General features: G+C 31.7%; 19 protein-coding genes. 17 read left to right on the plus strand and 2 right to left on the minus strand.

The window, feature by feature from the left end:
• Window positions 1-50: 50 nt before the first annotated feature.
• The 17 genes from HNQ03_RS01700 to HNQ03_RS01780 all read left to right on the plus strand — a co-directional run bounded on the left by HNQ03_RS01700 (window position 51) and on the right by HNQ03_RS01780 (window position 19,780).
• A complete protein-coding gene (locus tag HNQ03_RS01700) occupies window positions 51-455 on the plus strand; it encodes a hypothetical protein (RefSeq protein WP_173777916.1) in 405 nt (134 codons plus the stop codon).
• Window positions 456-476: 21 nt separating this feature from the next.
• Complete coding sequence (locus HNQ03_RS01705) at window positions 477-1,127, plus strand: hypothetical protein (RefSeq protein WP_173777917.1); 651 nt, start codon at window positions 477-479, stop codon at window positions 1,125-1,127.
• Between the two features lie 31 nt (window positions 1,128-1,158).
• Window positions 1,159-1,854 (plus strand): M949_RS01915 family surface polysaccharide biosynthesis protein, encoded by a 696-nt coding sequence (locus HNQ03_RS01710; RefSeq protein ID WP_173777918.1) that lies wholly within the window; start codon window positions 1,159-1,161, stop codon window positions 1,852-1,854.
• 324 nt (window positions 1,855-2,178) lie between these two features.
• Window positions 2,179-3,822 (plus strand): LamG-like jellyroll fold domain-containing protein, encoded by a 1,644-nt coding sequence (locus tag HNQ03_RS01715; RefSeq protein WP_173777919.1) that lies wholly within the window; start codon window positions 2,179-2,181, stop codon window positions 3,820-3,822.
• Window positions 3,823-3,904: 82 nt separating this feature from the next.
• Window positions 3,905-4,228, plus strand: a complete 324-nt coding sequence (locus HNQ03_RS01720; RefSeq protein WP_173777920.1) for a hypothetical protein — start codon at window positions 3,905-3,907, stop codon at window positions 4,226-4,228.
• A 483-nt stretch (window positions 4,229-4,711) separates the two neighbouring features.
• On the plus strand, window positions 4,712-7,600 hold the full coding sequence (locus HNQ03_RS01725) for a sensor histidine kinase (RefSeq protein ID WP_173777921.1): 2,889 nt from the start codon (window positions 4,712-4,714) through the stop codon (window positions 7,598-7,600).
• 194 nt (window positions 7,601-7,794) lie between these two features.
• Window positions 7,795-8,625 (plus strand): hypothetical protein, encoded by an 831-nt coding sequence (locus HNQ03_RS01730; RefSeq protein WP_173777922.1) that lies wholly within the window; start codon window positions 7,795-7,797, stop codon window positions 8,623-8,625.
• A gap of 255 nt (window positions 8,626-8,880) precedes the next feature.
• Window positions 8,881-10,392, plus strand: a complete 1,512-nt coding sequence (locus HNQ03_RS01735; RefSeq protein ID WP_173777923.1) for a T9SS type A sorting domain-containing protein — start codon at window positions 8,881-8,883, stop codon at window positions 10,390-10,392.
• A 147-nt stretch (window positions 10,393-10,539) separates the two neighbouring features.
• Complete coding sequence (locus HNQ03_RS01740; protein ID WP_173777924.1) at window positions 10,540-11,292, plus strand: LytR/AlgR family response regulator transcription factor; 753 nt, start codon at window positions 10,540-10,542, stop codon at window positions 11,290-11,292.
• 129 nt (window positions 11,293-11,421) lie between these two features.
• Window positions 11,422-12,237 (plus strand): SDR family oxidoreductase, encoded by an 816-nt coding sequence (locus tag HNQ03_RS01745; RefSeq protein WP_173777925.1) that lies wholly within the window; start codon window positions 11,422-11,424, stop codon window positions 12,235-12,237.
• A gap of 102 nt (window positions 12,238-12,339) precedes the next feature.
• Entirely contained in the window at window positions 12,340-12,885 is a 546-nt protein-coding gene (locus tag HNQ03_RS01750; protein ID WP_226927410.1) for a DinB family protein, read from the plus strand.
• A 42-nt stretch (window positions 12,886-12,927) separates the two neighbouring features.
• Window positions 12,928-13,650, plus strand: a complete 723-nt coding sequence (locus HNQ03_RS01755) for a heavy-metal-associated domain-containing protein (RefSeq protein WP_173777927.1) — start codon at window positions 12,928-12,930, stop codon at window positions 13,648-13,650.
• 578 nt (window positions 13,651-14,228) lie between these two features.
• The gene (locus HNQ03_RS01760; protein WP_173777928.1) at window positions 14,229-14,942 is read left to right on the plus strand and encodes a YqjF family protein; all 714 of its coding nucleotides are present in this window, start codon (window positions 14,229-14,231) and stop codon (window positions 14,940-14,942) included.
• 276 nt (window positions 14,943-15,218) lie between these two features.
• Window positions 15,219-16,364 carry a vWA domain-containing protein gene (locus HNQ03_RS01765; RefSeq protein WP_173777929.1) on the plus strand — a complete coding sequence of 382 codons (1,146 nt, stop codon included), beginning with the start codon at window positions 15,219-15,221 and terminating at the stop codon, window positions 16,362-16,364.
• A gap of 98 nt (window positions 16,365-16,462) precedes the next feature.
• A complete protein-coding gene (locus tag HNQ03_RS01770) occupies window positions 16,463-17,923 on the plus strand; it encodes a sigma 54-interacting transcriptional regulator (RefSeq protein WP_173777930.1) in 1,461 nt (486 codons plus the stop codon).
• A gap of 276 nt (window positions 17,924-18,199) precedes the next feature.
• A complete protein-coding gene (locus HNQ03_RS01775; protein WP_173777931.1) occupies window positions 18,200-19,132 on the plus strand; it encodes a YARHG domain-containing protein in 933 nt (310 codons plus the stop codon).
• Window positions 19,133-19,138: 6 nt separating this feature from the next.
• Window positions 19,139-19,780 carry a DUF2306 domain-containing protein gene (locus HNQ03_RS01780; RefSeq protein ID WP_173777932.1) on the plus strand — a complete coding sequence of 214 codons (642 nt, stop codon included), beginning with the start codon at window positions 19,139-19,141 and terminating at the stop codon, window positions 19,778-19,780.
• Here the strand turns inward: HNQ03_RS01780 and HNQ03_RS01785 are convergent.
• Window positions 19,777-21,003: a DUF3999 family protein gene (locus HNQ03_RS01785; RefSeq protein WP_173777933.1), complete on the minus strand. Its 1,227-nt coding sequence runs from the start codon at window positions 21,001-21,003 to the stop codon at window positions 19,777-19,779. The two genes, HNQ03_RS01780 and HNQ03_RS01785, sit on opposite strands and share 4 nt — an antisense overlap.
• A complete protein-coding gene (locus HNQ03_RS01790) occupies window positions 20,993-23,380 on the minus strand; it encodes a DUF2339 domain-containing protein (RefSeq protein ID WP_173777934.1) in 2,388 nt (795 codons plus the stop codon). The genes HNQ03_RS01785 and HNQ03_RS01790 overlap by 11 nt, the downstream gene beginning before the upstream one ends.
• Between the last annotated feature and the right edge of the window lie 136 nt (window positions 23,381-23,516).

Raw genomic sequence — 23,516 nt, forward strand, 5'->3', positions numbered from 1 at the left:
ATTATTTTTAAAAAATTTGCCTCTACATTTGACGTATTAAAACACCAATGATGAAAAAATATTTATTTGCAGTATTTCTTTTTATGCTCAGTTTTGTTTCTGCCCAATTGAGCAGTGATGTATTGGGAAAATGGAATTTAAAACTGAGCGTTTCTACAGAATTTAAAGATACAGAAACCGCGATGAACCAAGTGAAAAGCAATACTGCAAAATATTCTTATTTAAATGATAGTGTTTGGAATTTTAAAAAAGAAGGAGAACTGGAAGTTAAATTAAAAAACGGAACTACAGAATTAGCAAATTACAGTGCTAATGAAAATCGTTTTATCATTATTTTTCAAAAAGAAGATATAGAAGAATTTAATACAACCAATATAGTGCTGGAAGATAAAAAGATAAAACTATCTATGGGAAGAGGGATGACGCAGTTGGTATTTCAGTTTGTGAAAAAATAATATAATTTAAAAAATAATACAATGATGAAAACTTTTTTATTTGTAGCAAGTTTGGCTTTGGTAATGAGCTCTTGCAAAAAAAATGCAGAAACTTCTGCAAAAGTAGAAACAAAAGCAGACACAATTTCTGTAGATGATGAAAATGCAGGTTACGAAATGAATGCAGAGGTTACCACTTCAGAAAATTATGAAATGTTTATCCCAGATGGATATGATTTGCTTGCAAAAGCAGAAGGCGACATCAATAACGATGGAATATCAGATTTGGTGATGGTTGTGAAAAGTCAGCAAGAAAAAGCCGACGAAATGCCAGGAGAAGATGTATCTGGTAGAATTTTAATTTTGCTTACAAAAGATAGCAAAGGAATGTACTCTAGAGCCGGAGAAAACACGAATGCAATTTTGGCAAAAAATGAAGGTGGTGCCGCTTCTGATGATCCGTTTGAAGGAATAGAAATTACGCCAGGAAAATTCAACATCACACATATGGGAGGAGCTGCAGAAAGATGGAGTTATGAGCATGTTTTCACTTATGATAAAGCTGCAAATGCATGGTTTTTGACAGAAAAAAACACGGGAAGCTTTAGCACAATGGATCCTACAGCCGAAAATATGGAAAAGGAAACACCAAAACAATTTGGGAAGATTAACTTTTTAGATTTTAAATTGTAGATAATATTTCACAAAATAAAACAATATCAAGATGAAAAAAATGATCATCAGTTTTGCAGTTTTTTTTGCCGTAGCCAGTTGTTTTGCGCAAGATAAAAGTATTGCACATTCCATTAATAAAGCAGCTTGGGAAGAAGAAATTTCGCCAGAAGTAATGGCGGAAATGGGCATTGAATATCCAATTTTCAAAGTTTTTCAATATGAAGATTTGAAAGGAGAAGCAATGATAGTTCTTACCGAAAATAATGTATCTAAAAATTCAAAAGGAGAACCTGTCAATACTGCAATTTCTGCTTTTCTATTAAGAGGAAGTAACGGAAATTTCACCAAAGAGTGGGAAAACTCTCACGATATTAGCAAAGATGCGCAAAGCGAAAGCTCAATCTGGTATTGGAGCAAATATTTTGATTGTATGGATGTGGATAATGATACAGAATCTGAAACTTTCTTAGTTTTTGGAACTGCAGGAGACAATGGTTTTGATGATGGTCGGGTATTTATAGAGATTTATTATGAGGGAAAATTAATTTCCATAGAACATCAAAACGCGGTGAAAGATATGGATAGGATTTTATTAATAAGTCCAGATTTTTACAAATTACCAGGAGTAGTGCAAGAAAAAGCAAAGTACAAAATGAAACAAATGGTCACTGCAAAACAAGCCATTTTCCCGAATAATTGGGAACAAAAAATGGCAGCGAAAAAAACGGAAATTAGAGAAAGATAATCTAATTATCGAGAAATTTCACCATGAAATCTAAAAGATGAAGAGGTCTATGCACGAATAATTTTATTTAAAATTCGTGCATTTTTTGGTTAATAATTAAGGTGATTTGAGAAATAGTGAAGTATTAAATTCTGACAAATAATAAAATCTAAACAATGAAAAAATTACTACAAATCTTATTGCAAAGGTATTTTAATATAGAATGGAAATACCAAAGTAGAAAATAGCCATTTCGTAAACTGAAAACCCACTTTCGTAAACTGGGATAAAAAAACTGCTCATCACTGGAGTACATTTGAATATTAATTTTAAAAAATAAATATCATGAAAACAAAATTACTTTTACTTTTTTTAGTAATTACCACTTTCGCAAAAGCACAAGTTACTTTTTCAGAAAATTTTGATGCGGCAACACCAGATCTTACAGGTTGGGTTTATACAGATTTTACAATAGGAGGAAGTATAGCATGTTCTGGTACAAAATCTTTAACTAAAGATTTCAATGCGGTAAATTCCACTGGTAGAGTAACTACCAAGAATTATGTTTCAACTGGAGGAGACATTACCTTTACGCATACCTTGAGAATGTTAATATTAGGACCAAATAATGCCCAAGCAAACTTTAAAATCGGATATTCCGTAAATAATGGTTCAGATGTTACAGTTTTAAATGCAATGGGAGGTTATGTTCCTAGTTGTAGTGCAGGTTTTCCGATGACAATTCCTGGGAGTGCAGTTCCTGCTGGTTCTAATGTGAAAATATTTGTGCAGTACCAGCAAGCAGATTATACTTTTAGATTAGGTTTGGATAATTTTGCTGCAGTACAACAAGCTGCGCCGACTGTAGTATCTGCTACAGCAAATCCTATTTTCAATGGAGGTACCATCAATTATGTTTTAAATGCGAATACATTGGCTACAACTTCTGTAATTAATTATGGATTGTCTAGCACAGCATTATCCAATCAAATTCTAGGTTCTAATGCTTCTGGATCTACAGATACTGCTTTTGCTGCAGATATTACAGGTTTACTTCCAGCAACCACTTATTATTATCAAGTTGTAGCCACCAATTCTTTTGGTAGCACAAGCTCTACTATAAATAGTTTTATTACAGGAACTTCTGAACCAATTGCAGAGTATAACTTTAATAATACTATGAATAATATCAATGGAAATTCTCCTTTCGCAGTGAATAGTTCTACTTATGTCGCGGGAAGAGATAGTAATTCTCAAATGGCATTGCAAACTAATAATTTTGGAAGAAGTGCAATTATTCCTAATTTACCTGTTGGTACTGTTTCAAGAACTGTTTCTATTTGGTATAAAGTTACTGGGACTAGCGCAAACAACACCTTGTTTGTATATGGAGCTGGTAGTGGAGAGAGTGCTTATGGAGTTTCATTTAATACTACCAATACATGGTATAATTTTGCTTGGAATACCAGTACTTCATTTTCGAATGCATCAAATGATGGTCAATGGCATCATCTTGTAACCACATTTGATTCAAGTAAAACTACGAAAATGTACGTAGATGGAGTTTTAAAAAACACCGTAGTTCAAAATGGTTGGAATACAAGCACAAGTGGAAATGTATTTTGGCTGGCTGGACAGTTTGGTAATTCTTCACCTTTCAATGGAGCTGTTGACGATTTGAAAATTTATAATTATGCCTTAACGCAAGCACAGGTAACAGCATTATTTACAAATGCAACTTTAGCAACCACAGAAAACACCATAAAAACCAAAGATATTTCCATCTACCCAAATCCTGCAAAAGATTTTGTAAATATCCAATCTGAAAATAAAGTACAAACTGTAGAAATCTACAATATGGCAGGTCAAAAAGTATTGGAAACTAGAGAAATGAAAATCAATACTTCTAATCTAAAACCTGGCGTTTATATGGTGAAAATTAAAGATGTTGATAACCAAATCTCTTCTCAAAAATTAATAATTAAATAAATTCCGATTTCACAACCTTGTCAAGGTTTTAAACCTTGACAAGGTTTTTTAGGTGCAAATTTAAACTTTTAATCCAAATCTTATGAAAAAACTAATTCTAGCAGTATTTGCATCTATAGTATTGGCTTCTATGAGCTTTTCTAAAATTGAAAATTCCACAGAAATCGTCAGTGTAAATAAATCTGACAAGTTGGATATCAAAATTAAAAATGATACCAGCGATGTCGTGAAGGTAATCAACGCCGGAAGTGGCGGAAGTTATTCTTTATCAAAAGGCACAACTACAAGCATCAAAATGGAAGAAGGCGACAAATTGCATTATTATGCAAACGGTAAAAAAGGCGATTTGATCTTAACAGCATCCAAAGAAATGGACGGAAAAGTGCAATTGCTGAGCAAATTATAAAACACAATTATCAAAACACAGATGAAGATAGAAATAGCCTGCCGAATATTCGGTGGGTTATTTTGTTTTAAACACAATTATGTATTCTTATCAATTTAACGAAGAAAATGGAACCAGCATCTTTTTGGAATTTAATATCTGGAACACATCTTTTGGAAAATTTATTGCATTTGCAGCGTTTTGCAATGTGCAGAGATGCGTCTTTAATATTTTCTTGTAATTTAATTATCGTTTTCTGTTCTCAATAAATCTTATTGGAAAGATATCAGAAAAAAAATCAGAATAGAAATTGAATAATATTTTCAATCCTTTCTATATTTACATTAAAATATTGCTTTCTAGCAAAAATAAAGGTTCTTTCAGAAAAAATTCATTTTTGCTTGCTATATTTTTTTGTAATTTACTGCATTGAAAAATTTAAAACTTTTTACAATCTCAGTATTCCAGACAAAATTTCGGAATTTTTTTTTATGCATTTTTATCATGCTATTTCAAAATGGGATTGCACAAGAGCCTGTCAGTATTCAATTCACACAAAAAGATGGACTGCCAGATAAAGAATTTTACAGAATAGCTGAAGATAAAACCGGCCTTATTTGGCTGGCAGGAAACAAAGGACTCACCAAATATGATGGCAACGAATTCAGCACTTTAGAAAATTCTGAAAAGCGAGGTTTTTCAGTTTTTGAACTAACTGTGGATGACGACGATAGGAAATGGTGCATCAATATTTCTGGGCAGTTATTCTATGCCGTAAATGATCATTTAATTTTATACAAAGATTTCAAAAAAGATTTGAAGGGGAATTTGGCAGAGCTGATCTATCATGATGGTTTTCTGGTGGTAAGCACCTATTTTATTATCATCACCATAGATATAAAGGACAATATAATAAGAAAATTCCCGAATGAAACTTTATATTTTAGCAGACCAAGCATCATCAACAAGCAAATCGTTTTTTGGACACATAGGCAAAGATTTATAATAAAAAATGGAATTATAGTAGGAGCTAATAAACACCAATTTCCGAAATCAAAATCCAACGATCTTATTAGAGAAATCCCATTAGAAGGGAATAAAAACTTATTTGTTTATTTAATAAATGGAAAAATAACAAATGCTTATTTATTTGATAACAAAAAATTTCTGAAGATAGATGTGCCAAAAGAAATCTTGGCAACTTCTATCAATCTCATAAAAACGGAAGGTAATTCTGTTTGGTTTCTCTGCAAAAATGGTGCGTTTCAAACCTCTTTTTCAAGCGGAAAACTCAGTATTGCAAATCATTATTTTAAAAATGAAATAATTACCGATTTTATAATTGATAGTGATGGTAATTCTTGGTTTTCTAGTTTAGATAAAGGAGTTTATGTATTGCCAAATACAAAAATCACAGACGTTGCTTATGATGAAAAACTAGGAGAACCTCTGAAAATATTGAAGGGGAAAGAGAACGATTTGCTCGTTGGTTTTAGTTCTGGTAAACTGTTAATTTACAATACTTTAAGTTTAGAAAAAACCATCGTAAATCTACCAAAGGAGAATAGAGTTTCCGCGGTAAGTTATGATAGATTTGGAGATAGATATTTGGTATTTCAAGATATAAAGCTTTTTCAAGTAAGTACCAAAAAGCCTTTCAATTTTACTGAAATTCCGAACGAATCTGTTGCCATGAAGCAAGTAGAATTTTTCTCTGAAAAAGAGTATTTGTTTTCACAATTTACCAGGTCTGGAATTTCAAAAGTGGAAAATTTTCCGAAAATTACTGCCTCTTCTTTTCAAAAAATAAAAAGAGGTTATGCTTGCCATTACAATCCTATTTCAAAACTGAGTTTCTTTGGTTTTGTAGACGAATTGGTGATTTTCGACCACGATAAAAATCAAAATTATACGGTAAAAACAGTCGCTGGTAAAGATCTATTTGCACATTCTATATTGCATACCAATGATGGCTTCACATGGATTGCTACATTTAGCAAAGGTATATTTCGGATAAAAAATAAAAGAATTGTAGCGCATTTTACCACAAAAAACGGACTACTTTCTGATAGAGTAAATGCTCTGGCTACAGATAATAATACCATTTGGATTGCCACGGAAAAAGGAATTCAGATTGGTAAACTCAATAACAGGAAGCTTGAATTTACCAACTTGTTTACGCAAGATGGCGTTCCCTCATACAATATTTCAGATATGGCTGTTGTGGGAAATTCCGTCTATTTTAGTTCGCCAGAGCGAATTTTTGCTATTGAGAAAAATTTTGAAAAATCTGCACTTAAGCGAGCGAAAATCTATTTTACTTCAATAAAAATAAACCAAGAAAATCAAAAAATTTCTTCTAATTATCTGTTGGAAAATAGGAATAGCAATGTTGTAATTCAATTTAATGTAAATGGTTTGGGTGGCATTTCTGGAAACCAATTTGAATACAGACTAAAAGGCTTAAATGAAAAATGGACTTTATTAGACATCGGAAAAAGAGAAGTACAATTTGCGAATCTGCCAAGTGGAAATTTCACCTTTCAACTGCGATCTGTTTCCAATAGAAACGACGCAGAACATTTAAAAGAAATAAAATTTGAAGTAACCAAAGAATTCTACGAATCTGTGTGGTTTTGGATTGCAGTATCCATACTATTATTGCTGCTGGTTTATCTATATTTTAAAAGAAAAATCAAACTAGAAAAGCAAGTTTCGGAAGAAGAGAAAGCGAAATTATTTTTGGATAATCAATTGATCAATTTAAAACTAGAAAATCTACAATCTCAAATGAATCCGCATTTTATTTTTAATGCTTTAAATAGTATTCAAGAATATATTGTGCACAACAAAAAGGAATTAGCGAGTAGTTATTTGGTTAAATTTTCTCGTTTAATTCGGCTTTATTTAGATCAATCTAGAGAGAATTCTGTATCGCTCGAGCAAGAACTAATGGCGATGAAGCTGTATCTGGAATTAGAAAAAGTTCGGTTTGAAGATAAGCTGGAATATACCTTGAAAATTAATTGTGAAATTAAGGCGTCGGAAATATATTTGCCACCATTATTTATACAACCTTATGTAGAAAATGCCTTTAAACACGGCTTGTTACATCGGAAAACGGATAGAAAATTGCTGGTAGAATTTCATTATGATGAATCCACAAAAATACTTTCCATTTGCATAGAAGATAATGGAATTGGCAGAATTGCTGCGCAAAAATTGAAATTTGCCCGACCAAATTACCATACTTCTTTTGCCACATCTGCCAATGAAAAACGAGTAGCTTTAATCAATGAAAATAGAGCCCAAAAAATATCTGTAGAAATTATAGATGTAACGGAAAATGGAATGGCAAGCGGAACAAGAGTTTGCGTGCAAGTGCCGCAGTAGAAAATTCAACTATAAACTGAAAATTCATTTAAAACTCTAAAAATCTTAAAAATCGCAAAAATTTTGGATTTCCGACATCTAATTTTAACGCTTTTTCGGCAATTCAGCAAAAAATTCGGTTATTCAGAAAACCGTGATATGAAAACCTGATTATAAGTAGTTATTTTGATAAATAATCAATACAATTTATCATTATGAAAACTAAATTACTCTTCTTAACAATAATGCTTATTACAAGTTTTGGATTTGCCCAAAAAACACTTTTTGAAACTTTAGAAGCACATGGCGAAGATGCTGTTTATACCACTTATTATTCCTTTTACAGAGATGGAGACAAAGAAAAAGGCTACTATACAGAAGGAAGTAAAGGTGAAAAAGTACATCTTAAAATTTTCAGAACTGCGAGTGGAGTTCCAATGGGAATTCATGTAATGAAAGTAAGCGATAATTCTAGAATTGAGCATGCAACTACAGAATACGACGATACCAAAATGGATCATTATCCTTTAGTAGCAACAATTACGAAGCCAAGAGAATCTTTTTTGGCTATTGATAATATGGCTTTTTTTCTAAGATATTTTAATAATGAAGATGGTACTTTTCAAGAAATTAATAGAATATATGTTTTAGATGAGCCCAATAAAACAGAAGCAAATAAAACAAAAAAGAAAGGAGGTTTTTTTAATAAAATAAAAGCAGCAGCTGTTAAGAACTACACAAAAGCAGGTAAAACAGATGATAACCAAAAGGCTTTTACGGCCATAAATTTAGATGAAAAAATTACAAACCATTGGAAAGCTTTAAAAAATAAACAAAAGAATTACAAAAGAACTGCTAAAGACGAAAAGGAATATGCAGATATCGTAGATTTTATAGTTGAAAAATACAAAAAAATAGACTCGAAAAATGCTGCCTATTGGAATAGTCCAGAAGGGAAAAAAACACTTGGCGTTTGGAGGTTAAGAGCTGCCCACAAAGCAAGTTGCCCAAAAACAGCAGAATCTTGTGATAGTTCTTATCATTAATCTAACACCATCATTAAAAATAGTAGTTGCGGTAAAATTTTACAACTAATTATTAAAAGGAAGTTTTAAAAGCTTCCTTTTTTGTATTTAAAAAAACTATAAATCCGCAATAATTTCTATCTCGAATATCAGATTTTTAAACTTTTCCGTAGTTCAGCAAAATATCAGGTTATTCAGAAAGTGCCTTTAGGAAAACTCGATAAATACACCCAATTTTGATCAATAATCAATGAAAAACAACTTAAATCAATCATTATGAAAAAATTTTTATTAATTTTTTTTACAATTTTAATAGTTCAAATTTCAACTGCACAAGTATATGTAGCCTCAGATGTAGTTGGCGGAGCAAATAATGGAACTAGTTGGGCAAATGCATATACTAGTTTACAAAATGCATTGCTCGTAAATTCTTTTAATGGAGCAAAGGAATTTTGGGTAAAAGCAGGAACTTATACACCTGGAACTAGCCAATCAGATATGTTTACCATTTATCCAAATCAAACTGTATATGGTGGATTTAATGGTACAGAAACAATGTTAAACCAAAGAAATTTCCGTACAAATTCTACCATCTTATCTGGAGATTTATTGGGAAATGACAATCAATATTCACTCATTTTTAATGATCCTTTGCGACATGACAACGCCTATACAGTTGTAAGAATGCTAGGTGATACCCCCGTTTTAGATGGTCTAACTATCGCTCGTGGAAATGCGGAAGGTTCTATAGCATCAGTTCAGAAAGGTGCAGCTATTTATATTGTTAATGCTGCAAATGCTAAAATAGAAAATTGCATTATAGAAATGAATGCTTGCTATGGTGGTGGTGCAATTTTCAGTGAAGACCAAATAGGTTCGCCAAATATGACAACCTATATCAAAGGAAATATTTTCAGAAAAAATTTGGCAAGTTATGCACCAGCAATTTATTACGTAGCAAAAAATGGAACTCAATTTAACATAGAATTAGAAGACAATTTATTTTACTACAACGAAGTAAAGCCAAGAGCGGGAAATACCGGTTCAAACGCAATAATTTGGTTTAGAAATCCTGTAGGAACGGCAAGTTTAGAAGCTAAAATTGTAAATTCTACTTTTGTCGAAAATTTTATGTCTGGTACAACGCCAAGTTCTGTACAACCTGTAGTTGCAGCATCTAAAGAAGGAAGTGGAGCAATGACTTTAAAAGTTTATAATTCCCTTTTCTATTACAACTATTTAAATGGAGCACCTGCAACAGCCATTGGAACTTTTGGCAATATTGCCGCAGGAACGTACCAAGCAAGAAATAGTGGTGATGAATCTGGCTTTGCCAATATTACTGATAAAATAAATTGTATTAATTCTGCACCGCAATTTGTCAATTCCTCGAATAATGATTATAGACTTACTGCAACTTCCGACTATGTAGATATTGGAAACAACAGTTATGCAAACGGAAACAACCAAGATTTAGACGGAAATCCGAGAATTTTTGGTACAGTTGTAGATGCGGGAGCATTTGAATTTGGCTCAAGTACTTTGGCAACTGCTGAAGATATCTCAAAATTAAAATTTACCATTTATCCAAATCCTGTATCAGATTTTTTGAATATAAAAGCAGATTTTCAAATTGATACTGTAGAAATTTACAACCTTGTAGGACAAAAAATTCTGATTGGTAAATCTTCTGGTTTGAATGTTTCAAAATTAAAAGTAGGCGTTTATGTACTTAAAATTACCAAAAATAATGGGGAAGTAGCGATGAAGAAGTTTATTAAAAGATAAGCTTCTATATATCTGCTCATTTTTATAAAAATGCGGTCGCTGAGCTTGTCGAAGCATCCACGAAAAATTCCCTTATTAAATTTTTAGATCAATTTTTATAAGGGAATTTTTAAAAATAAAAACATAACTTTACTAAAATACGAAATTATGAAAGTCCTAATTGTAGACGATGAAGAAAAAGCCAGAGCGGTTCTAAAGACTTTATTACAGGAGAATTGCCCAGAAATAAATCAGATATTACAGGCAGAAGATTTAGATTCTGGAGTAGCCTTAATAAAATCTGAAAGACCAAATCTCGTGTTTTTAGATATAGAAATGCCAGAAAAATCTGGTCTTCAAATCTTAGAAGCATTCGAAAACGAGCCTATAGATTTCCAAATCATTTTCGTTACAGCTTACAATGAATTTGCCATAGAAGCATTCAAATTAAGCGCTGTAGATTATCTATTGAAACCTATAGATATTTCAGAATTAAAGGCTGCATTTCAAAAAGCTTTACAACAAAAAGAGCAACAAAATATTACAAAAAATTTAGAAGATTTACGCGCCTCATTTCAAAAAATATCCAAGCAAAAATTAGCATTAGAAGTACCAAGAGGAATGATCTTCGTGGATTATGATGATATTGTATATTTCGAAGCAGATGGAATGTACACCACAGTTAGTCTTAAATCTCAACGAGATAAACTGATATGCAAACCATTAAAACATTTTGCAGAACAGATTGAAGGCAACCCAAATTTCTACAAACCGCACCGATCTTACATTATTAATATCAATTGCATCAAAGAATTCCACAAAAAAGACGGTGGCTACATCGTAATGGAAAACGACAAAGAAATTGCAATTTCCAGAGATAAAAAAGAAGAATTTTTCATGTTAATTCAGCAGGCATTTTGAATTAAATATTTTAATCAGTAAGCAAGAATATCGTCGAAATTACACAATTTAAAATGAAGATTTCATAATTAAAAACAAAATTTGGCTTTGCATGAAACGAATCCTAATTTTGAAATAAATAAATTTATTATGAAAACAATATTGATAACTGGAGCTGGATCTGGTTTGGGAAAAGGTACAGCAATCGGTTTAGCAAAAAAGGGTCATAACGTAATTGCAGGAGTTCATGTATGGGAGCAAAAATCTCAACTTTTGCAAGAAATTAAAGATGCAGGTGTTGAAGAAAATGTCAAAATAATCAAGTTGAATATTCTGGATGATATGGATTGTCTACATGCCTATTCTTATGATATAGATATTTTAGTAAACAACGCTGGAATGGGACATTCTGGACCTGTTGCAGAAATGCCAGTTCATTTAATCCGTGAGGTGATGGAAACTAATGTATTTTCTGCGCTAGAATTTTCCCAACCAATTATCAAAGAATTTGTGGAAAAAGGCAAAGGAAAAGTAATTTTCGTTTCTTCCATCGCTGGATTGACGACGTCGCCTTTCCTCGGCGCATACAATGCATCCAAACATGCATTAGAAAGTATTGCACAAAGCATGAGAGATGAGCTTCATCCTTTTGGAGTAGATGTTGCAACCATCAATCCAGGTCCATTTGAAACAGGTTTTAATGATAGAATGTACGATACTTTCAACCAATGGCATGATGATGAATTGTATTTCACAGATAGAAAAACTATAGAAGATGCCGCAGAGAAATTACTTGGAAATCAAATAGATCCTCAAATAATGATAGACGAAATGGTAGAGATTATTCCGCAAGATGTACATCCTTTTAGAAATGTTGTTCCTGCAAAAATGGCAGAAAATTGCCAGAAATACCAACAAGAGCAATATACATTAAACTGCAACGAAATATCTGAAAGCAAAAAGTAGAATTTTAATCTCAATTAATTCAATTACATCCGCAAAATCTAGTGAAATATGTCATTAGTTTTTGCGGATTTTTTTTGGGAACTTTGTTTCAATCTTAACGGTATGAATGCACAAGAGTTTTTAAAAAAAATGCAGCAACAATCTCGCGAAATTTCAGATGCAGTTCGGAAATTACAATCTGAAAATCTGGAGAGATTAATTTTTAAAAATGATGCAAATCAATGGAATATTTTAGAATGTGTAGAGCATTTAAATTTATATGCCCAATTTTACATTCCTCAATTTGAAGAACAATTATATAATAATACTACAAAACCCAATGCTGATTTCAAAAGTGGAATTTTGGGAAGTTATTTCTGCAAAAGCATTTTACCAAAAGAAAATTTGAAAAAAATAAAAACTTTTCAAAACAAAAATCCTCTCAATCACAAATTATCCATTTCTGTAATCGATGATTTTTTAAATTATCAAGATAGATTTGCGCTTGTGTTGGAAAACGCGGAAAAAGTAGATTTGAACAAGATAAAAATCAAAACAACTATTGCCTCTTTTATTAGAATTAATTTAGGAGATGCAATGCAATTTTATGTAAATCATAACATCAGACATTTACACCAGATTTCAAATTTAATAAAGAATTTTCATTAATATTAGCTCAGCTTTAATAAAATAATCAATTTAAAAATTTCAATGAAACATCAATATACAATTACAGGAATGACGTGCGGAAGTTGCGTAGCCAAAGTGAAAACCGCTTTGCTCAAAATTCCGGAAGTTCAAGAAGCGGAAGTTTCTAAAGAGAATGGAACCGCAGAAATTACCATGAGCAAACATATTTCTATTGCAGAATTTCAAAAGTCATTGCCAGAAAAATATACCATTTCTACAAATGACGAATTCAAATCTCATTCCGTAGAAATAAACAATAATTCGAACGAAAAATCTAAATTTGAACAATTGAAACCTTTGTTTTTAATATTATTGTATATCACAATCGGAAGCGTTTTGATGCACTATAAGCCTTGGAATTTTGGAGAATTTATGCTCACTTTTATGGGATTATTTTTCATAGTATTTAGTTTTTTCAAAATGTTGGACTTAAAAGGTTTTCCAGAATCTTTCCAAATGTATGATCCTTTGGCCCAGCAAATTCCTCTGTACGGTAAAATTTATCCTTTCTTGGAAGTAGCGTTAGGGTTAATGTTTTTGTTGAGGTTTGAAATTAATATTGCCTTAATTGCAACCATTATTATTTTAGGAATTACCACATTCGGCGTTACCAAAACCTTGTTGGACAAAAAATCTATTCGCTGTGCATGTTTAGGAACGGCGCTGAATTTACCAATGACAGAAGCGACGTTTATAGAAAACGCTTTGATGATTTGCATGGCAATCGCAATGTTGTTGATGTAGTTTTTGGCAGATTACGGGCTTTCCTTCCAAAATCCGCAGTTGTTTGCAGAGAAATAGCGGCATCTTTTTGTCTTTTTTTGAAGCCAAAAATCTACCACTATTTCTAGCTGCAACACCTTTGCGTGTTTTTCCTTCCAATCCCTATCTGAAACTTTCGCATTTTTCAAATGAATTTAATAATAGAAATATACTTTCATTAATTTTTGAAAGTTCGGAAAGTTTAATTATATTTGTTGTATTATAAAAAAAATTATGAGTGTTGTACAATTAAAATTGTTACGAATATTAAATCTTATCGCTATCTGCATACCAATAATTATTGGGCTCTGTAGTTTTATCAATATCGATTATTTAGCAGGAGCATTAATTTCCACAATTTGTACAGGTATAATTCAAATTATTGTAGCAGTTTTATATTTTGCTTTTAATTCTAAAAGTAAAAGTATTTTAATTTATTTTTTTGGATTATTTCTATTTGTTTTTCTTGTACTTATAAATTTTTCAGATTATTCATTTTGGATACCAATTATCCTCTGTCTCTACCTTTCCTACATCATTCACATTAAAAAACACCACGCATGAGTTTCTTAAAAGCCCAATGGAAAAATTTAACTTTTATCAATTATATTATTGATCCGAAAATTCTGCAACCACACGTTCCAAAAGGAACGGAATTGGATTTCTACAACGGAAATTGCTATGTAAGTGTAGTCGGTTTTTTATTTGAAGATGTAAAAATGCTCGGACTGAAAATTCCGTTTCATATCAATTTTGAAGAAGTGAATCTTCGCTTTTATGTAAAACGCTGGGAAAATAATGCGTGGAAACGTGGCGTAGTTTTCATCCAAGAAATTGTACCCAAATTTGCCCTCACTTTGGTTGCCAATATTCTCTACAACGAACATTACAAAACCTTGCCCATGAAACATTCCATTCAATTGAATGAAAATTCCGGCGATTTTCAAGTTGAATGGAAAATACAAAACAAATGGAATTCTATCTTCATTAAAACCGAAAATGAGCCCACAAAAATAGAACTAGATTCCGAAGAAGAATTTATAACAGAGCATTATTTCGGTTATACAAAAGTAAACGAAAATAAAACCTACGAATACGAAGTAAAACATCCAAGTTGGCAACAATTAAAAGTTTTGGAAATCAAATTAGATATAGATTTCACCGCAAATTACGGAGCTGAATTTAATTTTTTAAAAGACGAAAAGCCAAGTTCGGTCATCTTTGCCATTGGATCCAAAGTGAGTATTGAAAATAAGCGGACATTGCGAAATTAGGAAACGGTTGAATATAACACCAAAATATTTTACCACATAAGTCACATTAGTTTAAGTTGAAAAATTTACTTTGAAAAGTTTGCATTAGTTCAGAAAATCAAAGATTTTCAACCCTGTGTTCTAAATGTTTTCAAAGTGGTAACTAAATCTTATGTGACTAATGTGGTAAAAAAATAGTCGAAATTCTGTCTATTTTTAATTTATTAGCACAAAATTTGCATTAAATTTTTCATCCGAAATTTCATTTAATTAAATTTCATTCCTACAAAAAAATACATGAGACAAGCCAATATAGATTATTCCAAAGGATTTACCTTTAGCAAACATATTCCCAAAGAGATTTCGCATTTTGATCGCGTTTTCGATATTTTCAAAGAACTGCTCACGCATACTTCTGGAGATATCGAGGAAGCATTTGAATGGTTGAATGAATTGGACGAGGAATACAACATCTTCAATGATGAATATTCTCTGGAAGATTTTGAAAACGATTTGAAAAAACGGGGTTACATCAAAGAAGAAATAGATCCCGAAAAAGAAGGAAATACCGGAACTGGAAAAGGGAAAAACGTTCTCACGGCAAAGCTAGAATCTGCTTTGAGAGAATACGCTTTGGATCAAATTTTTGGGAAACTGAAAAAAAGCGGCGCCGGAAATCATCAAACCAAAAAGATTGGAGTAGGAGATGAGCGAGACGGAGAAAATAGAAATTTTCAATATGGAGACGATTTGTCTACTATCAACATGACGGAAAGTTTGAAAAATGCCCAAATCAACAATGGAATCAGTGATTTACGACTCACAGAAGATGATTTAATTGTAGAAGAAAGCAAGCATAAAGCGCAAATGAGCACTGTTTTGATGATCGATATTTCGCATTCTATGATTTTATACGGCGAAGATAGAATTACGCCCGCGAAAAAAGTAGCGATGGCTTTGGTAGAGTTGATCAAAAGAAAATATCCGAAAGATTCTATCGATATTATTGTTTTCGGAAATGAAGCGTGGCCAATAAAAATTAAAGATTTGCCTTATTTAAAGGTTGGTCCGTATCACACAAATACAGTTGCTGGTTTGGAATTGGCGATGGATATTCTGCGAAGAAAGCGAAATACGAACAAGCAAATCTTCATGATTACCGATGGAAAGCCAAGTTGCATACAACTTCCGAGTGGAGAATTTTATATGAATAGCAATGGTTTAGACGATATGATTGTTACCCAATGTTTAAATAAAGCAGCACAGGCCAGAAAATTGAAAATTCCGATTACTACTTTTATGATTGCGCAAGATCCTTATTTAAGAAGGTTTGTAGAATTATTTACGGCTCAAAACAAAGGAAAAGCCTTTTTGACAGGACTTTCTGGTCTCGGAGAAATGATATTTGAGGATTATGAGAAAAATAGAATTAAGAGAATTTAAACAAATTGTATAAAGTAAATTGTATAAAGTAAAATGTACTAAAATTACATTCTACTTTAGTCATTTACATTGTACATAATACATTTTACAAATAAAATATGAAACAAGACATAACATTCAAAGAATTAAAAGATTCTGGATACACAGACAAATCCATTAGCCAAGAAATTCAGGCAAATTTAATTGAAAAAATAAAAAGCAAACAACCCGTTTTCGAAGGACTTTGGGGATATGAAGATACCGTAATTCCACAACTGAAAAAAGCCATTTTGGCAGGTCATCACATCAATCTTTTAGGTTTGCGTGGACAAGCAAAAACCAGAATTGCTAGAAGTATGGTGAATCTTCTAGACGAATATATGCCAATTGTGAAAGGTTCGGAAATTAATGACAGTCCATTTCAACCAATTTCTAAATATTCCAGAGATTTGTTGGCAGAAAATGGCGACGAAACCATGATTTCTTGGGTACATAGAAATGATCGTTTCTTCGAGAAATTGGCAACACCAGATGTAAACGTGGCAGATTTAATAGGAGATATAGATCCTATAAAAGCAGCGACTTTAAAATTACCTTATTCCGACGAAAGAGTTTTGCATTATGGCATGATTCCAAGAGCAAACCGTTGTATTTTCGTGTTGAATGAATTGCCAGATTTGCAAGCGAGAATTCAGGTTTCTTTGTTCAATATTTTGCAAGAAGGAGATATTCAAATTCGTGGTTTTCAGTTGAGAATGCCTTTGGATATTCAGTTTGTGTTTACGGCAAATCCGGAAGATTATACGAATAGAGGAAGCATCGTAACGCCTTTAAAAGATAGAATTGGGTCTCAGATTTTCACCCATTATCCAAAAACTATTGCACTTGCGAAACAAATTACCGAGCAAGAAGCAAAAATTTCTGAAGCAGATGCAAAGGCAGTTAATGTGCCAGATTTAGCCAAAGATTTGCTAGAAGAAGTTGCGTTTGCCGCAAGAGATAGCGAATTTGTAGATGCAAAAAGCGGAGTAAGCGCAAGATTGACGATTTCTGCGATGGAAAATCTAATGGCAGCCGCAAAATTACGTTTGATAGAATCTGGAGAAGAAAAAACAAGCATCCGTTTGGTAGATTTTATGTCAATAATCCCTTCTATCACTGGAAAAATTGAACTCGTTTATGAAGGCGAACAAGAAGGAGCAGATGAAGTTGCGAAGATTTTGATAGATCAAGCTGCGGTTACTTTGTTCGAAAGAAATTTTCCGCGAATTCCTAAATTAGAAAAAGCTGGAAGAGATAATGATTACACAGCGATTATTGATTGGTTTAATGAAAATTCTTTGGAACTGAATTTCACAGATTCTGACAAAGAATTTTATGCTAGTTTAGATACCGTACAACCTTTGCAAGTTTTGGTAGATGAATATGCAGCAGATTATTCCAAAGAAGATAAGGATTTCTGTAAGGAATTAATTTTGTGGGCATTAACAATCGAAGATAAGCTAGATAAAGCCGAAACGACCAATTCCGCAAAATTTGCAATCGCTGGAATTGCGCCATATTTGGGTGGGAGGAATTAAAATAATATTTCACCATAAAGTTTGGCGAATGGATTAAAAGCATTACGAAAATCTATCGATTTTTTCAATGAGTGTAAAAAAATCCTTGTAAAATCTTTTTGTTTTTAATCTTTCACAAAATCAATCAGCTGAAAATTTAGCAAGCAGAATTTTATTTATTATAAATAAAAATCCCTAAATATTTTAAACTTCCATAAAATCTAATCGGTTTTGTGGAAGTTTTTTTTTATTTAAATTTGAAAAGCATTAATTACTATATTAAATCAAATTAAGACCATGAAGAATATTATATTCAGCTTTGCTTTGGCAACACTTTTTCTAAGTTGCGACACCAAAATTAAAAATTCTGAAACACAAGTAAAGGAGGAAAGTGGCACTGAAATATCAGGTGACCCAATTCCCGCTGTAAATGGAGCAACAGAAAATGATGAGGTGATTGGTTCATGGATTGGATATTTTGAACAGGACGAAGATGATTCTGAAAAGCAAAAACATTTGAATGTTGATGAAAATTATGCTTGGAACAGAGAAAACAAAATAAATTTATCTATCGATCAAATAAATGATGGTCAAGTTATTGGTCATAGCGTAGTTGCAGGTAACAACAGACCATTCAAAGGTTTAATTTCAGATGGTCAATTTTCTGTGAAAGAACCAGGTGATAATAAATATGATGGCGAATTTAATTTTGAAATAGAAGAAAATAAGCTGGTCGGAACTTGGAAGGCGTTCAAAAAAATTGATATTCCGAAGAGAAAATATACTTTAGAAAAGAAAACTTTTGCTTACGATCCAGATCAAATGCTAGAGAAAGCCAAAGCCTATGTCAATTGGAATAAATTCATCAAAGATAAATCTATGGAAGAAATAGATGAAGGTGTTTTTGAAGAATGGATAACGGCAACTTTTTCTTCGGCAACAGATAAAATATATCAAATAAATGCTTCTAATATATTATTAACGAAAAAAGAAGTAGAAAATTTAAAAAAAGGAGATTTGATCATCATTAGAAATACCATCTATGCGAGACACGGATATTCTTTCAAAGACAGACCATTGCGCGTTTTTTTGGATGCACAACCTTGGTATATTCCAATTAATAATGATATAAAATCTGATTTTACAGAAACTGAAAAGGAAAACATTAAATTACTTTTGCGTTACGAAAAAAATGCGAAAGAATTTTACGATTATTTTGGAAGAGGATAAATGAAAATGAATAAATTATTAATAATCAAACTGTTGATTTATGGCGCACTTGCCTATTTTATCTATTTGCTTTTTTTGATCACGATACAATATATTCCCATTAATGATGAAGCGGGATTTTTGCTTATAAAACAGGAAGAAATAAAAATTCCATATTACAAAATATCTTTTTACGGCCATGTTTATACCAGTATTTTTGTAATTTGTTTAGGTTTTTTTCAATTTTCTACTACTATTAGAAAGCGGTTTTCCTTTATCCATAGATGGTTCGGAAAATTTTATATCTTTCTTATACTATTTATTGCTTCACCCACAGGTTTGATTATGGCTTACCATGCAAATGGCGGATTAATTTCACAAATTTCATTCATCCTATTATCAATTCTATGGTTTGTATTCACCTTAATGGCGCTTTTAAAAATAAAAATAAGACTATTTCTGCAACATAAAAATTTTATGATCAGAAGTTATGCACTCACGCTTTCTGCGGTCAGTTTGAGACTCTTTAAATTCTTAATCGTTTACTTTTTTGAGCTGCCACCAATGGATACTTATAAAATAGTTTCCATTTTAGGATGGACAATCAATCTTGCGATTGCAGAATTGATTGTTTATAGTATGCGCATTACAAAATCGGCAAAAATTTAATCTTCTTTCTTCATCATTTTTAAAGAAAAGAAACCGAGCATGGCAATAATTACACCCATGATAATCCAAAGCCACAGTTTGTTTTTAAATAATGGTTCCGTGATTTCGGTAGCAGATTTATCAATTAAAATTTCGTTTCCTAAAGTTAAAGTCGAAATGTTTTCCGGGATTTTATCTGCAAAATTGACAATGTCGAAGTTGGGTATTTCGGCATTTTTGTTTCCATAAACCAGAAAATAATCTGCGTCTTCTACAAATCTTACATCCAATTGATTGGTAAAACCTTGTACTTTTATATCAGAAATATTTAAAATAGGATTGTTATTATTTTCAATGATGATTTTAAGTTTTTTTGCAGTAGTTGTGTTTAATGTAAATTCATTTTTATCTAATGAATTGAGCGTTCCATTTCCTATAGTTTCATAATTGTAAATCCAAGCTTTTTCCGTTTTTACGCTATCAGAAAGATATTGTATGCTAATTGGACGGTAAAAATCAAAATTATTATTTGCAGAAATTTTAATTAAACTTACAGGAACAGGTACATCTAATTCAAGATTTATTTCTGTTTGCTTGGCTTTTTTATTTTCAAAAATGCTTTGTTTTTGTATTTTAAAATCTCTGTACAAGCCAAGATTGCTTTCATTTAAAACCAATTTCGCGCTTTTTAAGCCTACTTTTTCTTTTGTTTTTATAAAAATTCTATAATATTTATATTTGGATTCTGGAAAAAGCAACTTCGTAAATTGAAAATTTGTACTTCCATTTTTAATAGATAAAATCCGACTGTTTGCCAAGATTTTGAACCAATCTGTCTGGTCATTACTACCTTCTAGGTTTAGTTTCCAATCAAAATTATCATTAGAAAATTGCAGATTGATGTCGTTTATAGTTTGGATAGATGGAATTTCGAATGTGTAAAAAGCACCTTCATTATTAAAAGATTGATTGATAATTTTGAAGGGAATCTCATTTTTAATGATTGTTCTATCATTTTTCCGCAATATATATGCGGCTTCAATCGTATCTTTATTGGCTTTTAATCCAAAAATCCTGATATCAGATAAATCCTGGGAAATTTTCCCATACATTTCATTCGGAATCGTGATTGTATGCCATTGGTTGGCTATTCCTTTCAATTCTCGTTTGTATTTGAAATCCTGCATTTGCCCAAAACACAGAGAACTTATCAAAATTAATATTGCAAAAAATTTAGTGTTCATCTTCAATATTTTTAGGGTTTTCCATCGTATTTTCATCTTTTTCTTCCTCAAAAATAAGGTGTTTGTATTTATTATAAAGGAAAGAAATGATCAATAATAAAACACCGAGCGCAACGAAAAGTATCGTTTTAGAGATCGTTCCCATTTCGGAAATATCGTATAAAAATAATTTTATTAAAGTAATTCCGAACAAAATAATACCACCCAATCGGAAATATTGTTTCTTTTTCCAAATGCCCAAACTGATGAGAAATAATGCGTAAACGCCCCACAAAATACTCAATCCTTGTTTGTAAACATCTGCATTTCCTGCAAGATCTAGCCAATTGATGAGCTCGCTACTTGCAAACCAAAGGATGGAAATATGTAGTAAACAATCAAATATTTTCGGAAATTTATAAGGTGCAAAATCTGTTCTATTATATTTGAATTGTACCATTGCTGCAAAAACGAAAAACGCCAAAGAGATGTATCTTATCAAAATAAAAAAGCTGCTCGCAGAAAAATATGGAGAGTTTTTAGGATTTAAATAATCAAAACGCAATTCGCTCATTGCATACAAACTAGCTGTTAAAAATAATACACTAAACAATAGCAAAAATCCTCTGTTTACAGTTGCTAATAATGGATTTTTTAATCTGTATATATTCAGCAAACCTAAAATAGAAAAGAAAAATAATGAATAATTGGTCAGCCAAATATTTTTAAATTCAAAGTAAGAATAATCTTCGTATGATGATCCTTTCACTACAATTAAACTTTTGTTGAATAGTTGATCCATATACATCGCAATTTCCGATTGGAAAATGAAATATGACAGTATGATAATTATCGCAGGCAATCCTACCAGAAATAATCTTCTCAATGCTCCATCTTCTGCAAATGGTGAAGGATATTTTTTATTTGTAAATAAGTAATAAATTAAAGAAAAAGCGCCTATGAATAATGCATTTGTAAGAAACATTATATTGAAGATGGGTGTACTGAATGCAGATTCTTCTTGATAAGATACATTTTCGTAGAAGAAATTGTTGTCTTGCCACAAACTGATGCATGCCAAAATCATCAAAATATAACTAAGCTTTTCGTAAACGGGAACATTTTTCGTTCGTCCGATCCAGAAGAGCAAAGTTGCTTGTCCTATCCACAATAGACTTACCCAATTACCATCCAACTGAACAGGAACTGCAATGGTAATGAAAACTAACACCAAGCCAGAAATTAAATAAAATAAATTTTTATCGGCTAATTTTCTTTTATAGATAAATGCACTTACCACAAAATGGATAATGGCGTTGAGCAACGTGAAAAGACCTAAAAGTTCTTCGCCATTTTTCAAATCCGTCATTAAGGCGAATCCTAAACCATAGAAGATAAAAGAATTAAACAAAAGAAAAATAATGTTTACAATTTCAAATTTTTCCTTTTTTATTAATTTGTATGCCAAAAAGCAAATGTAAAATTGCACAAAATAAATGCTAATGAAAATCCATGTGAGTTCGTAATGCAAATCAACTTTGAAAGAATCAATAAACCAAGCAAGTACGATAATCCAAGTTAAAGCAAACGCAACATAGAAAAGAGATTTCCAATCTTTTTTGAAGGATAAAACCAGAATTCCTAAATTAATGATCGCAATATAAGAAAACAAAATTTTCACATTTCCAGAGCCATCACTTAGCAAAAATGGAATGGCATAAGCACCTACCAAACCGATGTGCGCAATAATGGGTTTATCATATTTAAGCGCAGAGAGAACTGTGAATGCCGTGAATACAAACATTAAAATAAAGGCGACAGTTGGTGGCATCAAATCATAAAATGCGTAAGCAAAATAGGTGATAAAATACATAATCGCAATGGCACCACTTACCAAAACTGCACTATAATTCAAGTATTTGGCTTTTAATTTCATGCCAACTCCGAGAAGCGCAATACCTGCAACATATCCTAAAATAATTCTTGTTAAAGGACTGATTAAATCATTTTCTATGGAATATTTTGCGCCGATTGCAACTCCAATCACGGTGATTAAAATTCCAATTTTGTTGATGAGGTTTTCCCCTACAAATTTTTCTAAGCTAGACGTTGTTCTAGGTTTTTTTTGATTTTCTACAATTGGAGAAACAGGTAAACTTGGTGTAAATTGTTCTACTTTTTCATTACCGAAAACTATTTTTGGTTCAGAAATATCTGGAATTTCTGCAAGGATTGGCACATTTTCAACAAATTCGGCTGATTCCAAATCTTCATCATTCCTAATAAAATAAATTTCATTTTGCAATTGTTGAATTTCCTGAAAATATTGTTCATGCCTTTCCAAAAGTACATCCAATTGCGATTGCAGTTGGTTTATTTTATCCAAATTGTTTCCCATGTTTTTATTTGAAAATTCTATTTTTGTAAAAGCGAATGTACGAAGAATTGCTATTCTATTAAAAATTAAATTTTATTATGCTGAAAATGATGAAGTTTAAATGTAATCATGGAATAATTTTTGAAGGTTGGAATCT

Source organism: Frigoriflavimonas asaccharolytica (assembly GCF_013294015.1).
GTDB lineage: Bacteria > Bacteroidota > Bacteroidia > Flavobacteriales > Weeksellaceae > Frigoriflavimonas > Frigoriflavimonas asaccharolytica.